The sequence below is a fragment of the Curtobacterium sp. ODYSSEY 48 V2 genome (genome assembly GCF_023712625.1).
Taxonomy (GTDB): Bacteria; Actinomycetota; Actinomycetes; order Actinomycetales; family Microbacteriaceae; genus Curtobacterium.
On the sequence record NZ_JAMAXX010000009.1, the window covers coordinates 34014 to 49320 of the forward strand.

The following is a 15307-nucleotide window of genomic DNA, read 5'->3' on the forward strand; positions in this document are numbered from 1 at the left end:
CCCGGCCCCACCGACCGGAGGCTCCCCACTCGTCTGTGGGGAGCCTCCAGTCGGTCCGTCCGTCTGTTGTGCACAGGTGCCGACGCGGCGTCGGCGACCACCGCTAGCCTGGGAGCATGAGCGCCGACGCCCCGACCTACCGCCTGCCCGACGCCGGAGCGGTCATCGACGACCTGCCCAAGGTCTCGCTGCACGACCACCTCGACGGGGGTCTGCGCCCGGCGACCATCGTCGACCTGGCGGACGAGGCGGGCATCGAGCTGCCGACGACCGACCCCGAGGCACTCGGCGCGTGGTTCGCCGAGCAGTCGAACAGCGGCTCGCTCGTCGAGTACCTGAAGACCTTCGACGTCACGACGTCGGTGATGCAGACCGCGCCGCAGCTGCACCGTGTGGCGAAGGAGTTCGTCGAGGACCTCGTGGCCGACGGGGTGGTCTACGGCGAGATCAGGTGGGCACCGGAGCAGCACCTGCGGGGTGGGCTGACGCTCGACGAGACGGTCGAGGCGGTGCAGGCCGGCATCGAGGAGGCGGTCGACGCCGCGGGTGGCGCGATCCGGATCGGCCAGCTGGTCACCGCGATGCGTCATGCGGACCGGTCGCTCGAGATCGCCGAGCTCGCCGTCCGGCACCGGGACCGCGGCGTGGTCGGCTTCGACATCGCGGGGGCCGAGGCAGGCTTCCCGCCCGCGAACCACCGTGCGGCGTTCGAGTACCTGGCATCCGAGCTGTTCCCGGTGACGGTCCACGCCGGCGAGGCCGACGGGCTGGCGTCGATCCGCTCCGCGCTGGTGGACGGTCGGGCGCTCCGCCTCGGCCACGGCGTCCGGATCTTCGAGGACATCACCCTGTCGGACGCCGGTGACGGCTCCACGCTGGCGTCGCTGGGCGAGATCGCGTCGTGGGTCCGCGACCGCGAGATCCCCCTCGAGGTCGCGCCGCAGTCGAACCTGCAGACCGGTGCGATCGCCGCGTGGGGCGACGACCTCGCCGACCACCCGTTCGACGTGCTGTACCAGCTCGGCTTCCGCGTGACGGTGAACACCGACAACCGCCTGATGAGCGGCACGTCGCTGTCGCGCGAGCTCGCCCTGCTCGCCGGCACCTTCGGCTACGACCTCGACGACCTCGCCGCGTTCCAGATCAACGCCGCGCTCGGCTCGTTCCTGCCGCTCGAGGACCGCGAGGAGATCATCGCGACCATCACGGCCGGACACCAGGAGGCCTAGCGATGTCCCTGCCGCCGCTGCCGGACGACGCCGTCGTGCTCGGAGCGAGCGCGTCCTCGTGGCGCGACGCGCTCCGGCTCGCCGGTGCCGCGCTCGTCACCTCGGGGTCGGCGACGCCGCCGTACACCGACGCGATGATCGACCTGGTCGAGGAGCACGGCCCGTACATCGTCATCTCACCCGGCCTCGCGTTCGCGCACGCCCGGCCGGGGCCGGCGGTGCTGCGGGACGGGCTGGCCGTCGTGACCCTGCGCGAACCGGTGTCGTTCGGGCACCCGCACAACGACCCGGTGTCGGTCGTCCTCGGGCTCGCGGTCGCCGAGGTCGGGACGCACCTCGAGTCGATCGGCGACATCGCGAACACGTTCAACGACGCCACCGTGACCGCGCGGCTCGCGGCGGCGGGCTCGGCGGACGAGGTCCGGACGATCATGGGGGTGTCGGCGTGAAGATCGTGACGATCTGCGGTGCGGGGATCGGGTCCAGCGGGATCCTCAAGGTGAACGCGGAGAAGGCCCTCGCCACGCTCGGGCTGTCGGCGTCGGTCGTCGCGGCGGACGTCGCCTCGGTGCGCGCCGTGGCCGAGGACGCCAACGTGATCCTGACCAGCCAGGAGTTCGTCGAGGCGATCGGGGAGACCTACGCCGAGGTCATCGTGATCCGGAACCACTTCGACCAGGGCGAGATCACGGCCGCGGTCGACCGGGCGCTCGGGGAGCACTGAGCAGCTCCCGACGCTGCCTCTAGAGTTGGGGCATGAGCACGGAGAACCCGCTGAACGACCCCGCCGCCGACCCGTTCGAGGTCGCCCGCGACGCCGCCGCCGTCATCGCCGACCGGTCCGGCATCGAGCGGCACGACATCGCCCTGACCCTGGGCTCCGGCTGGGGCAAGGCCGCCGACATCATCGGCGAGACGGTGTCCGAGATCCCCGCGGCCGAGGTCCCCGGCTTCAGCGCCTCTGCGGTGCCCGGACACTCCGGCACGGTCCGGTCGATCCGTCTGCAGGACGGCCGGCACGCACTCGTCATCGGTGCACGGACCCACTACTACGAGAACCACGGCGTCCGTCGCGTGGTGCACAGCGTCCGCACCGCCGCGGCGACCGGGGCGTCGGTCATGGTGCTGACCAACGGCGCCGGCGGCATCAAGGAGCACTGGACGCCCGGCACTCCTGTCCTCATCAGCGACCACATCAACCTGACGGCGGACAGCCCGCTCGAGGGCGCCACGTTCGTCGACCTGACCGACCTGTACTCGGCACGGCTGCGCGAGGTCGCGAAGTCGATCGACCCCACCCTCGACGAGGGCGTCTACACGCAGTTCCGCGGCCCGCACTACGAGACCCCGGCCGAGGTGCAGATGGCGAAGACCATCGGCGGGCACATCGTCGGCATGTCGACCGCGCTCGAGGCGATCGCCGCCCGTCAGGCGGGCATGGAGGTCCTCGGCTTCTCGCTCATCACGAACCTCGCCGCGGGCATCCAGAAGACCCCGCTCTCGCACGCCGAGGTGCTCGAGGCCGGGCGCGAGGCCGAGCCGGTCATCGCGGACCTCCTCGCCCGCGTGGTGGCGGCGCTGTGACCCGGCACGAGGGTGCCTCGGACGGCGCCATCGCGGACGGCGACCTCGGTGACGGCGGTGCCCTCGCCGCCGTGGACGAGGACGTCCTGTCCCGCGCCCGCGCGTGGGTGGAGCAGGACCCGGACGACGAGACCCGTGCGGAACTCCAGCAGCTGATCGACCGCGGCGACGCCGAGGAGCTCGCCGCGCGGTTCGCCGGTCGCCTGCAGTTCGGCACCGCCGGCCTCCGTGCCGAGCTCGGCGCCGGGCCGCAGCGCATGAACCGCGTCGTCGTCACGCAGGCCGCGGCGGGGCTCGCGCGCTTCCTGATCGACACCGGTCGTGACCGCAGCGTCGTGATCGGCTACGACGGCCGGGTCAACTCCGACGTCTTCGCCCGCGACTCCGCCGAGGTCATGCGCGGCCTCGGGCTCGAGGTCACCCTCCTGCCGTCCGCGCTCCCGACGCCGGTGCTCGCGTTCGCGGTGCGCCACCTCGGTGTCGGCGCGGGCGTCATGGTGACCGCGAGCCACAACCCGCCGCGGGACAACGGCTACAAGGTGTACCTCGGGGGCGAGGACGACGGCTCGCAGATCGTCCCGCCGGTCGACGGCGAGATCGCCGCGGCGATCGACGCGGTCGCCGCGGGGGACGTCCGCGACCTCGTGCGCTCCACCGACTACACGGTCGCCGGTCCGGAGCTCGCCCGGGCCTACGTCGACGCGACCGCCGCGACGGTGCCGGCCCCGACCCTCCCGATCGACGCGCAACCGAAGGTCGTCTACACGGCGATGCACGGCGTCGGGTGGGAGACCGCGCGAGCCGTGTTCGCCGCGGCGGGGTTCGCCGAGCCCGCCGTCGTACCGGAGCAGATCGAGCCGGACGGCGCGTTCCCGACGGTGTCGTTCCCGAACCCGGAGGAGCCGGGTGCGATGGACCTGTCGATCGCGCGTGGTGTCGCGGTCGGGGCCGACCTGGTCATCGCGAACGACCCCGACGCCGATCGCCTCGCCCTGGCGATCCCCGACGGTGCCGGCTCGTTCCGTCGCCTGTCCGGCAACGAGGTCGGTTGGTTGCTCGGCTGGCGGGCCGCCGCTCGTGCGCAGGCCGCGGGCTCGTCGGACGGGTCGGGTGTGCTTGCGGCGTCGATCGTGTCCTCGCCCGCGCTCGCCCGCGTCGCGGAGCGGTACGGGCTCGGGTACCGGGACACCCTGACCGGGTTCAAGTGGGTCTCCCGCGTGCCCGACCTGGTGTTCGGGTACGAGGAGGCGCTCGGCTACCTCGTCGACCCCGGCGTCGTCCGCGACAAGGACGGCATCTCGGCGGCCCTGGCGCTGCTCGACCTCGCCGTCTCGCTCGCAGCCGAGGGCCGGACCGTCGCCGACCAGCTCGACGCCTTCGCGGCCGAGTTCGGGGCGTTCGCCTCCGGGCAGGTGTCGACCCGCGTGGACGACCTGTCGCGGATCGGGGAGATCATGGCGTCGCTGCGGTCGTCCGCGCCCTCGTCGCTCGGCGGCCGTACGGTCACCGGGGTGACGGACTACTCGGACGGGGTGGAGGGCTTCCCCCCGTCCGACATCCTGCGCTACGACCTCGAGGGCGGCGCGCGGGTCATCGTCCGCCCGAGCGGCACCGAGCCCAAGGTGAAGGTCTACATCGACACGGTGGCGGCTTCGCCGGCCGAGGCGCAGGCGCTCGTCGACGCCCTCGCCGCCGACGTGCGCCCGCTGGTGTCGTAGCCCGGCGCCGGCGCCGGCGCCGCTCCGCTCCGCTCGCCGCCGCCGCCGCTCCGCTCCGCTCGCCGCCGCCGCCGCTCCGCTCCGCTCCGCTCCGCTCCGCTCGCCGCCGCGCTGTCGAACCACGGATCCGACATCGAACCACGCCCTGCGCCTGGTTCGATGTCGGATTCGTGGTTCGTCACTCGTCGTCACGGCGCTGTGGAAGGGAGGCGTCCTTCACTGCGCGGCCGTCGAGCACTGTCGGAGAGCTCGATGATCGGCATCCTGACGAGATGACCGTTCCGAACGTCGTCCGAGAACACCCAGATCCGGCCGCGGCACGTCGCCAGCAGCGCATGGTCGAGCGTGGGGCGCTGGTCGTGATCGGCTACGGGGCGTTCGCCGTCCAGGCCGAGTGGGACGTGGCGACCGAGTGGGAGCGGCACATCGCTCGGACGAGGGCAGCGCACGAGCGAGCACCCGGGACCGCGGTGTCCCACGCATCCGCTGTCGTGCTCCATCGTCTGCCGTGGATCCTGCCCGTGCCCGACCGGGTGACGCTGACCGATCCCCGCCGGACGACGACGCAGCGGACCCGGCACGTCGACAAGGTGCCGGGTGCCGGCCGTCGGGTGCGCACCGCGGTCGTCGACGGACTGGTCGTCACCGACGTCCCCGAGACGGCGATCGACGTCCTCCTGCGGTACGACCGTGGCCGTGCGCTCGCGGTCGCGGACGCGGCCGTCCGTCGGGGCGTGGAGCAGTCGGACCTCCAGGAGATGCTCACGCGACGGCTCCCGGTCCGCGCGCACCGACGCGCGCGACAGGTGCTCGGGCTCGCGTCCGGGCTGTCCGAGTCGGCGGGGGAGAGCGTCACGCACCTGGTCATGCACGACGTCGGCTGCCCGCCGCCAGTCCAGCAGCAGGTGTTCCAGGACGCTACCGGTCTGATCGGCCGGGTCGACTTCTGGCTGCCTGACGAGGGCTTCGTCGTCGAGTTCGACGGGCTCGCGAAGTACCGCGATCCCGATCTGCGCGGCGGGCGTTCCGCGGACGAGATCGTCATCGCGGAGAAGCTCCGCGAGGACCGCCTCCGAGCGCTCCCGGAGGTGCGCGGCGTCATCCGCCCGGTCTGGCGTGACGTCGTTCCGGGAGGACGCTTCCCCGCGATGCTGGCCGATGCCGGCGTCCCGGTGCGTCGTGGGCTCCGCGTGACGCCAGAGTGGTGAGCGCGACGAACCACGAAAGCGACGTCGAACCGGGGTCGGGCCGTGGTTCGACGTCGCTTTCGTGGTTCGAAGCGGCGCGGCGCGCTACGCGAGCTCGAGCAGCACGTGGCCGGACGAGATCGTCTGGCCGACGGGGGCGTTCAGGCCGGTCACGACCCCGTCGCGCGGGGCCTGGACGGGCTGCTCCATCTTCATGGCCTCGAGGACGACGAGCAGGTCGCCCTTCACGACGGTGTCACCCTCGGCGACCGCGAGCTTCACGACGGTGGCCTGCATCGGGGACGTCACCGAGCCCGAGGACACGAGTCCGCCCTTCACGCCGGACGACCGGCGCTTCGGGGGAGCGGAGGGACCGGCCGGACGCCGACCGGCGGCACCGGCAGCGCCACCGCCGACGATCGAGGGCATGGTGACCTCGATGCGCTTGCCCTGGACCTCGACGACGACGCTCTCGCGGGCGGCCGGTGCGGGGAGCTCCTCGGGGGAACCGCTCCAGGCCGGGATGTCGTTCTGGAAGTCCGTCTCGATCCACTGCGTGTACACGCTGAACGGCGTCTCGTCGTCCGTCGCGAACGCCGGGTCCGACACGACCGCACGGTGGAAGGGCAGCACGGTCGGCAGTCCGGTGACCTCGAACTCGGCCAGGGCGCGGCGCGACCGCTCGAGTGCCTCTTCGCGGGTGGCGCCGGTGACGACGAGCTTCGCGAGCATGGAGTCGAACGAGCCGGAGACGACGTCGCCGGAGACCACACCGGAGTCGACGCGGACGCCGGGGCCCGACGGTGCGGTGAACGCGTGCACCGGACCGGGTGCCGGGAAGAAGTTCCGGCCCGGGTCCTCGCCGTTGATGCGGAACTCGAACGAGTGACCGCGCGGGGTGGGGTCCTCGTAGTCGAGCGTGCCGCCCTCGGCGATCCGGAACTGCTCGCGGACGAGGTCGATGCCCGTGACCTCCTCGGAGACGCAGTGCTCGACCTGCAGGCGGGTGTTCACCTCGAGGAACGAGACCGTGCCGTCCGCGCCGATGAGGAACTCGCACGTGCCGGCGCCGACGTAGCCCACCTCGCGCAGGATCGCCTTCGACGACTCGTACAGGCGCGTCTGCTGCTCGGGCGTCAGGTACGGCGCCGGGGCCTCCTCGACGAGCTTCTGGTGCCGACGCTGCAGCGAGCAGTCGCGCGTGGAGACGATGACGACGTTGCCGTGCTCGTCGGCCAGGCACTGGGTCTCGACGTGGCGCGGCTTGTCGAGGTACTTCTCGACGAAGCACTCACCGCGACCGAACGCGGCGATGGCCTCGCGCGTCGCCGATTCGAACTGCGAGGCGACCTCGTCGCGCGTGCGTGCGACCTTCAGGCCACGGCCGCCGCCGCCGAAGGCCGCCTTGATGGCGACCGGCAGACCGACCTCGTCCGCGAACGCAATGACCTCGGCAGCGTCCGCGACGGGCTCGATGGTGCCCGGCGCGAGCGGCGCGCCGACCTTCTCGGCCACGTGGCGCGCGGAGACCTTGTCCCCGAGCTGCTCGATCGACTCCGGCGAGGGGCCGATCCAGGTGAGCCCGGCGTCGATGACGGCACGGGCGAAGTCGGCGTTCTCTGCGAGGAACCCGTAGCCGGGGTGCACGGCGTCGGCGCCGGACCGGCGGGCCACCGAGATGATCTTGTCGATCACGAGGTAGGTGTCCGCGCTCGTGGTGCCGTTCAGCGCGTAGGCCTCGTCGGCGAGGCGGGCGTGGAGGGCGTCGCGGTCCTGGTCGGCGTACACCGCGACCGAGGCCTTGCCAGCGTCGCGGGCCGCGCGGATGATGCGGACGGCGATCTCGCCGCGGTTCGCGATGAGGACCTTGCTGATACGGGGCATGGTACGTCAGCGTATTCGTGCAGCGGCGGCCGGTTTTGACCGGCACGTACAAAGAAACAGCGTCCAGCAGTGTGGATGTCTACAGCGCCCACAGATCGTGCCAGGCGACGCCGAAGCCACGGAGCAGCATCGACCGCAGGACCGGCAGCGACAGCCCGACCACGGCCGACGGTGCTCCGTCGATGCGCGTGATGTACGCCGCGGCCCGTCCGTCGATCGTGAAGGCGCCCGCGACCTCGAGGGGCTCGCCCGTCGCGACGTACGCGTCGATCTCCTCGATCGACACGTCCTCGGCGAAGGTCAGCACGGCGCTGTCCACGGCGACGACGTGGTCGCCGGCGGTGACCAGCGTGGACCCGCCCGGCGCGACGTCACCGAGGTGACCCGCGATGCCCAGCGGCCCGCCGTCTGCCGCGTCCACGTGTCGGACGGGAGGCACGGTGCCGGTCCCCTCCGCGCCTCCAGGCCGGTCCCCGGTCGCGTCGGGGGCCGTGTCGAGACCGCGGTCGAGGCGCCGGTCCACGACGCAGTGGCCGCTCCACAGGGTGCCGCCGCCCGCGGCGAGCATCTGCCGCCACCGCTCCTTCGCGACCTCCGGGTCGTGGGGCTTGCCGTGCAGGACGCCGTCCACCTCGAAGGCGGAGTCGCCGCCGAACACGAAGCCGTCCACGGCGGACCCGGCGACGCGGGCGTCCGCGACGGCGTCCGCCTTGGCGACCGCGAGGAGCCCGACGAGCTCCGGACCGGTGAGCTCCCGGCCGAGCGCGGCCCGCGCGGCGACGACGGCGGCGTCCTCGTCCACGCCCGGCGCGACGAGCACCGGCTCGATGCCGGTCTGCGCCAGGAGCGCACGGCGGGCGGGGGAGGTACTCGCGAGGTACAGACGCATGGGAACATCGAACCATGGGTGAATCCGTCGGAACGCTGCTCGAACTCGACGTCACCGGGATCGCCCACGGCGGCATCTCGGTGGCACGGCACGAGGGGCGTGTGGTCTTCGTCTCGGACGCGGTGCCGGGCGAGCGCGTCGTCGCGCGCGTGACCGAGGACCGCAAGAAGTCGTTCTGGCGTGCCGACACCGTGTCCGTCCTGTCGCCGAGCGAGCACCGGGTCGACCACGTCTGGCCCGAGGCCGCCCTCGACCGCGACCCCGCCGTGCGCGCCGGCGGTGCGGAGTTCGGGCACATCGCCCTGCCGCACCAGCGCACCCTCAAGCACGACGTCCTGGTCGACGCCTTCGCGCGGTTCGCCCGAACGGAACTCACCGAGGTGCTCGGACACGACGTCATGGTCGAGGCCGCCCCCGGCGACGAGGAGTCGAACGGCCTCGGCTGGCGCACGCGCGTCCGGCTGCACGTCGACGAGGACGGCACGGCGGGCCCGTTCGCCTCGCGCTCCCACACGGTGGTGCCGGTGGCCTCGCTCCCGCTCGCCTCCGCGCGCGTGCAGGAGAGTGCGCCGCTCGGGCGCGGTGCGATGCCGGGCGCGTCGGTCGTCGACGTCCTCGCGCCGAGCGGCGCCGAGGGGGCCCGGCTCGTCATCGACGAGCAGAAGCCCACCGTCGTGACCGAGCTCGTGGGGGAGCGTTCGTTCACCGTCGACGACAACGGCTTCTGGCAGGTCCACCGCCAGGCGCCGGCCGTGCTCACCGCGGCCGTGCAGGACCTGGTCGACCGTGACCGGCTCGACCCGGAGGGGCAGCACCTCGACCTCTACGGCGGCGTCGGACTGCTCGCGGCGGCACTCGGCGACGTCGTCGGCCCGAAGGCCCGCATCACGAGCGTCGAGAGCGCGGCCCGGGCCACCGAGCACGCGCAGGAGAACCTGGCGGAGTGGATCGGCGCGCGTGCCGAGACCGGCCGCGTGGACCGCTGGCTCGCCCGGACGGCCGCCGACGCGTCCCGACCGGAGCTGCAGCGCTTCCGCGCCGGCACCGTCGTGCTCGACCCGCCGCGGTCCGGCGCGGGCCGCGAGGTCGTCGTGCAGGTCGCCGCGCTCCAGCCCGCGCAGGTCGTCTACGTCGCCTGCGACCCGGTCGCCCTGGCGCGCGACGTCGCGACCTTCGCCGACCTCGGGTACCGGCTCGAGGCGCTGCGTGCGTTCGACCTGTTCCCGCACACCCACCACCTCGAGGCGGTCGCGCGGCTGGTCCCGATCGCCTGACCCCGGGTCCGCAGTGTGACGCGGTGTCCCACAACTCGGAGCCTGGGTCCGACCTGGGTATCCTTGGTCGGTGATCGCTCCCGGCGACAGGGGCCGGGCGCGCATCGGAACGAGAGGTCACCGTGGCAGCAGACACGAACACCAGCAGCGGGACGACCGGACTGGCCACCAGGCCCGTCCGCGTCGCGATCGTCGACGACCACGAGTCCGTGCGGCTCGGCATCCAGGCGGCGTGCCAGAACGAGGGGTTCGAGGTGGTGCTCACCGCCGCGAGCGTGCCCGAGTACGTGGCCCAGCTCGGCGGGCGTGAGGTCGACGTCGTCGTGCTCGACCTGTCGCTCGGCGACGGCTCGACCGTGACCGCGAACGTCAAGGGTGTGCAGGGCACCGGCTCCGCGGTGCTCGTCCACTCGATCGCCGACCGCGTCGCGAGCGTGCGCGAGGCACTGGCCGCAGGGGCGGCCGGCGTCATCCCCAAGTCGTCCGCGACCAAGACCGTGATGGCGGCCGTGGCGACCGTCGCCCGCGGCGACGTGCTCAACAACCTCGAGTGGGCGAGCGCCATCGACGCCGACCGCGACTTCGCCAAGGCGCAGCTCGGACGCCGCGAGCGCGAGATCCTGCACCTCTACGCCTCCGGGCTGCCGCTCAAGCTCGCGGCGCAGCAGCTCGGCATCGGGTACTCGACGGCGCGCGAGTACCTCGACCGCATCCGTGTGAAGTACGTCGAGGTGGGGCGTCCGGCGCCGACGAAGGTCGACCTGCTGCGCCGCGCGGTCGAGGACGGCATCCTGCCCGGGCTCGACTCGGGCATCGACCCCGACGCCGACGGCCGCTGACCCCGATGGCCACCACGGCCGGACCGGCACGGTCGGCAGGTGTCCCGGCCGGGGCGCCCGACGGGTCGGGCTCCGCGACGGACGACGTCGCGCCGACCGAGGCGGCACCGTTCGGCGTCGACCCGCTGCGCGGTGTGCGACCCGCGCTGACGCAGGCATCGGTCGAACGACTCTTCGCGATCCTCATCGCGGTCGCCGCGGTCGGGTACGGCGCGGTCTACGCGCCCGCCGTCGTGCGGCAGCTGCCGTGGCTCGATCCCGTGTGGGGCCCGGTCGCCGCGGCGGTCCTCGGCGCGTCGTTCGTGGCGGTCGGGGTGTCCGCGTTCGCGCAGCGGTTCGCGCAGGTCGCCCAGATCGTGTGCGCGCTGCTGTTCCTCGTCGTGCTCGTCACGTGGCCGCTCACCGTCCGCGAGCCGATCCCGGACAGTCAGTACCCCTGGCCGTGGTGGTTCCTCACCGTGGGGTCGACGGCGGCGGCGATGGGCTTCGCCCCGTGGCGCGCGACCGTCTACACCGCGCTCGTCCCCGCCGTCTACGTCGTCGTGCGCCTCACGCCGCTCGGTGGCGACGCCGGGGCCAGCGCGGTGCTCCAGGGCGTGTACTCGGCGCTCCTCAGCGGAGCGGTCCTCGTCATCGCCGTGCTCCTCCGTCGGGCCGCCGCCGCGGTGGACGCGGCGCAGGCCACCGCGGTGCGGCGCTACTCGCTCGCGATCCGCGAGCACGCGACCGAGGTCGAGCGGGTGCAGGTCGACGCGATCGTCCACGACAGCGTCCTGACCACGCTGCTCTCGGCCGCACGCGCGGACACACCCGAGGCGAAGGCCCTCGCCGCCCGCATGGCGCGCAACGCCATCGACCACCTCGGCGCCGCTGCAGCCGACCTGCCGGGGGAGGCCCCGCCCGTGACGGTGCACGACCTCCGTGTCCGCATCACCGACGCCGTCGGAGCGCTCGCCGCTCCCGTCCGGCTGCGGGACGCCCCGGTCGGCGGGCTGCGCATCCCGGCGACGATCGCGGACGCGCTCGCGTCCGCGGCGGTGCAGGCGTGCGTCAACAGTGTGCAGCACGCCGGCGGGGCAGGGGTCGTGCGCTGGGTCCGTGTCGAGCAGCGTGGTGGCGCCGTGCACGTCGAGGTCGGTGACGACGGCGCCGGGTTCGACCTCGCTGCCGTCCCTGCCGCGCGGCTCGGCGTCCGCCGCTCGATCATCGAGCGGGTGCAGGCCGTGGGCGGCACTGCGGTGGTCGCGAGCAACCCCGGGGCGGGCACGCGGGTCCGCCTGGAGTGGCACCCGGAGGTGTCGGCATGAGGGTGTCCCTGCCGGCGAGGATCGCCATCGGGCTCGCCGCGCTGTTCTCCGTCTTCCACCTCGTGCTGGGCGTGGCGTCGTTCCCGTTCGTCCGTGACGTCGGTCCGGTGGTCGCGTGCATGGCGCTCTACGCCGCCGCGAGCGCCGTCGCGATCTTCCTGCCCGGTCGGACACTCCCGGTCTGGGCGGCGTGCTTCTCGCTCGCCACCGCGCTGGTCATGCCGGTCATCGCCGCCCCGGTCGTCGACCTGACGGTGAAGGACGACTCGATCACGTGGTGGGTCGCCGCGGTCGGCACGCTCATGGTCGTGCTCGTCGTGCGGGGCCGCCGCGCCTTCGCGTGGGTCGGCGTCGGCTTCGTCACGGTCTTCGGTGTGGTCTGGGCAGGACCGGGGGCCTTCGGGGCGCTCGGACTGGTCGGCAACCTGACGTGGGTCGCCGTCGCCACCGGCTTCGCCGTCGCGATGGACCGGGCGACCCGCACCACGCGCGACTTCATCCGTGCCGAGCAGGAGACGGCGGACTGGCAGGCCGCGCAGGACGCCCACGTGTTCGAGCGGCAGTTCCGCCTGAGCCAGACCACCCGGATGGCGCTGCCGATGCTGCAGCAGGTGATCGACCGGGGCGGGGACCTGACCGACGCCGAACGGGCCGAGTGCCTGCACCTCGAGCAGGCGATCCGCGACGAGATCCGCGGACGGTCGCTGTTGTCCGACGACGTCCGTGACGAGGTCATGCGCCTGCGGCGGCGTGGGGCCACGGTGCAGCTGCACGACGACGGCGGCCTCGACGACCTGGAGATCGACGAGCTCCGCCGGGTGCACGCCGAGATCGCCGGTGCGCTGCGCCGAGCCCGCGAGGCGGACAACGTGATCGTCCGGACGGTGGCCGAGGGGTCGGAGGCGGCGGTCACCATCGTCGGGCTGCGACTGGACACCGCGGCGAGCGAGTCCGCGGCGCTCGGCGTCGGATCGGACGACGACGGCGACGAGGACGACTCGGTGGTGCTCTGGACCGAGATCCCGCGCCGCGCGACGGTCTGAGGCAGCACCGACAGCCGCCGTCCAGCGAGACGCGCGCGGAAGACCCCTGGGAACGGGGAACGGGCCGGTCCCGAGGGGCCGGCCCGTTCACGACCCGAGCCTGAGCGACAACCCGAATGTCGCCCTGGCTCGCAGCTGGTCGGAGGCGTCGTACCCTAGTCGGCCACCGACCAACGATGTTCTTCTGGGAAGGACACCGAACACAGACAACTATGCCCGCTGCCCGAAGCCGTGTCAGTCGTCATTATGGGGGACAAACCACGCCCTCCCGGTGGTTCCGCGGTCGAGGTGTCCCTCGGCCGAGGGGAGACCGACCGGGAAGTGCACCCCGCAACCCGAGGTCGACGACCGGGTCGCGCGGTGCGACAGGGGTACATCGTGCCGCCGGTACCCCCGGATGCGCAAGACCCCCGCCGGGGAACGGCGGGGGTCCGTGGTTGGACGTGCGGCGTGCCGCTGGCAGACCGTCGGTCAGCGCAACGAGCGGCCCCAGGCGCCGGAGCCGTGCTCGAGCGGCCGGCGGAGGCCACGGGCGGACGCGTCCCACCCGGTCCGTGGTGACTCGGTGACCTCGGCGCGACCGGTGGCGGCGACCTCGTCGGCCTGTCGCTGGAGCACGGCGACGACGGCCGCCAGTTCCTCCGGCGATGGGTCGCCAGCGACGAGCCGGACGTCGGCGCCGACCGTGGTGTCGGCGCCGCCCGGCACCGGGGAGTCCGCCGGGAGGTGAGCTGCGTGTCGTCCCATCAGAGCGGGATGTTCCCGTGCTTCTTCGGCGGCAGCGACGCGCGCTTCCCGCGCAGTGCCCGCAGCGCCTTGATCACCGAGACCCGGGTCGCGTGCGGCTGGATGATGCCGTCGAGCTCGCCGCGCTCGGCCGCCAGGTACGGCGACGCCACGTTGTAGGTGTACTCGTTCGCGAGCCTGGTGCGCACCGCGGCGACGTCCTCGCCCGCCTCCTCCGCGCGCTTGATCTCGGCCCGGTACAGGATGTTGACCGCACCCTGGCCGCCCATCACCGCGATCTCGGCGGTCGGCCACGCCAGGTTGATGTCCGCACCGAGCTGCTTCGAGCCCATCACGATGTACGCGCCGCCGTAGGCCTTCCGCGTGATGACGGTGACGAGCGGCACGGTGGCCTCGGCGTACGCGTACAGCAGCTTCGCGCCGCGGCGGATCACGCCGGTCCACTCCTGGTCGGTGCCGGGCAGGTAGCCGGGGACGTCGACGAGGGTCAGGATCGGGATGCCGAACGCGTCGCAGAACCGGACGAAGCGGGCTGCCTTCTCGCCGGCGTCGATGTTCAGCGTCCCGGCCATCGCCTGCGGCTGGTTCGCGATGATGCCGACGGTGCGGCCCTCGACGCGGCCGAAGCCGACCATGATGTTCGGGGCGAAGAGCGGCTGGACCTCGAGGAACTCACCGTCGTCGACGATGTGCTCGACGATCGTCGTGACGTCGTACGGCTGGTTCGTCGAGTCGGGGATGACGACGTCGAGCTCGTGGTCGGCGTCGGTCGTCTCGAGTTCCGGGGCGACGTCGTAGGCCGGCGGGTCGGACAGGTTGTTGTCCGGCAGGAAGCCGACGAGGGAGCGCGCGTAGTCGAGCGCGTCGGTCTCGTCCTCGGCCAGGTAGTGCGCGACGCCCGAGACGGCGTTGTGCGTCTGTGCGCCGCCCAGCTCCTCGAAGCCGACGTCCTCGCCGGTGACGGTCTTGATGACGTCCGGACCGGTGACGAACATGTGGCTCGTCTTGTCCACCATGATGACGAAGTCGGTGAGCGCGGGGGAGTACACCGCACCACCGGCTGCCGGCCCCATGACGATGGAGATCTGCGGGATGACCCCGGAGGCCTGGGTGTTCAGGCGGAAGATCTCGCCGTACTTGCCGAGGGCGACGACGCCCTCCTGGATCCGGGCGCCGCCGGAGTCGAGGATGCCGATGATCGGCACACCCGTCTTCAGCGCGTGCTGCATCACCTTGACGATCTTCTCGCCGGCGACCTCGCCGAGGGAGCCACCGAAGACCGTGAAGTCCTGCGCGTAGACCGCGACGTTGCGGCCGTGGATCGTGCCGACGCCGGTCACGACGGCGTCGCCGTAGGGGCGCTTGGCGTCCATGCCGAACGACGTCGTGCGGTGGCGCACGAACTCGTCGAACTCGACGAACGAGTTCTCGTCGAGGAGCTGCTCGATGCGCTCGCGGGCGGTGCCCTTGCCCTTCGCGTGCTGCTTCGCGATGGCGGCCTCGCCCGCGGCGGTCACGGCCTCGTGGTAGCGGTCGCGCAGGTCCGCGAGGCGACCGGCCGTGGTCGAGAGGTCGGGGGTGTCTCCTGTGGTCACCCGCTCACCCT

General features: G+C 72.8%; 14 protein-coding genes. 10 read left to right on the plus strand and 4 right to left on the minus strand.

Translation table 11 applies throughout. The features are described 5' to 3' along the window. Window positions 1–116 precede the first annotated feature (116 nt). The 6 genes from M3666_RS13980 to M3666_RS14005 all read left to right on the plus strand — a co-directional run bounded on the left by M3666_RS13980 (window position 117) and on the right by M3666_RS14005 (window position 5739). Window positions 117–1229 (plus strand): adenosine deaminase, encoded by a 1113-nt coding sequence (locus tag M3666_RS13980; RefSeq protein ID WP_066655085.1) that lies wholly within the window; start codon window positions 117–119, stop codon window positions 1227–1229. A gap of 2 nt (window positions 1230–1231) precedes the next feature. Further along, the gene (locus M3666_RS13985) at window positions 1232–1678 is read left to right on the plus strand and encodes a PTS sugar transporter subunit IIA (RefSeq protein WP_066655083.1); all 447 of its coding nucleotides are present in this window, start codon (window positions 1232–1234) and stop codon (window positions 1676–1678) included. After that, window positions 1675–1953, plus strand: a complete 279-nt coding sequence (locus M3666_RS13990; RefSeq protein ID WP_066655082.1) for a PTS sugar transporter subunit IIB — start codon at window positions 1675–1677, stop codon at window positions 1951–1953. Before M3666_RS13985 ends, M3666_RS13990 begins: the two co-directional genes overlap by 4 nt. Window positions 1954–1985: 32 nt before the next feature. Then, window positions 1986–2813, plus strand: coding sequence for a purine-nucleoside phosphorylase (locus M3666_RS13995; protein ID WP_066655080.1), 828 nt, complete (start codon window positions 1986–1988; stop codon window positions 2811–2813). A 71-nt stretch (window positions 2814–2884) separates the two neighbouring features. Further along, window positions 2885–4531: a phospho-sugar mutase gene (locus tag M3666_RS14000; protein ID WP_251155582.1), complete on the plus strand. Its 1647-nt coding sequence runs from the start codon at window positions 2885–2887 to the stop codon at window positions 4529–4531. Between the two features lie 272 nt (window positions 4532–4803). After that, window positions 4804–5739: a hypothetical protein gene (locus M3666_RS14005; protein WP_251155532.1), complete on the plus strand. Its 936-nt coding sequence runs from the start codon at window positions 4804–4806 to the stop codon at window positions 5737–5739. An 84-nt stretch (window positions 5740–5823) separates the two neighbouring features. Here the strand turns inward: M3666_RS14005 and M3666_RS14010 are convergent, their stop codons facing one another. Further along, entirely contained in the window at window positions 5824–7602 is a 1779-nt protein-coding gene (locus M3666_RS14010) for a biotin carboxylase N-terminal domain-containing protein (RefSeq protein WP_251155533.1), read from the minus strand. Between the two features lie 79 nt (window positions 7603–7681). Next, a complete protein-coding gene (locus M3666_RS14015) occupies window positions 7682–8491 on the minus strand; it encodes a nucleoside triphosphate pyrophosphatase (RefSeq protein WP_251155534.1) in 810 nt (269 codons plus the stop codon). 14 nt (window positions 8492–8505) lie between these two features. On the opposite strand from M3666_RS14015, the gene M3666_RS14020 reads away from it, so the two are divergent. From M3666_RS14020 to M3666_RS14035, 4 genes are all read left to right on the plus strand, one after another. Further along, window positions 8506–9765, plus strand: a complete 1260-nt coding sequence (locus M3666_RS14020; protein ID WP_251155535.1) for a class I SAM-dependent RNA methyltransferase — start codon at window positions 8506–8508, stop codon at window positions 9763–9765. Between the two features lie 122 nt (window positions 9766–9887). After that, window positions 9888–10604: a response regulator transcription factor gene (locus tag M3666_RS14025; RefSeq protein WP_251155536.1), complete on the plus strand. Its 717-nt coding sequence runs from the start codon at window positions 9888–9890 to the stop codon at window positions 10602–10604. Between the two features lie 5 nt (window positions 10605–10609). Then, window positions 10610–11911, plus strand: a complete 1302-nt coding sequence (locus M3666_RS14030; protein ID WP_251155537.1) for a sensor histidine kinase — start codon at window positions 10610–10612, stop codon at window positions 11909–11911. Beyond that, on the plus strand, window positions 11908–12954 hold the full coding sequence (locus M3666_RS14035; RefSeq protein ID WP_251155538.1) for a hypothetical protein: 1047 nt from the start codon (window positions 11908–11910) through the stop codon (window positions 12952–12954). The genes M3666_RS14030 and M3666_RS14035 overlap by 4 nt, the downstream gene beginning before the upstream one ends. A 471-nt stretch (window positions 12955–13425) precedes the next feature. Here M3666_RS14035 and M3666_RS14040 read toward each other — a convergent pair whose 3' ends face one another. Beyond that, entirely contained in the window at window positions 13426–13701 is a 276-nt protein-coding gene (locus tag M3666_RS14040; RefSeq protein ID WP_251155539.1) for an acyl-CoA carboxylase subunit epsilon, read from the minus strand. Beyond that, entirely contained in the window at window positions 13701–15296 is a 1596-nt protein-coding gene (locus tag M3666_RS14045; RefSeq protein ID WP_066655068.1) for an acyl-CoA carboxylase subunit beta, read from the minus strand. Before M3666_RS14045 ends, M3666_RS14040 begins: the two co-directional genes overlap by 1 nt. Window positions 15297–15307 lie beyond the last annotated feature (11 nt).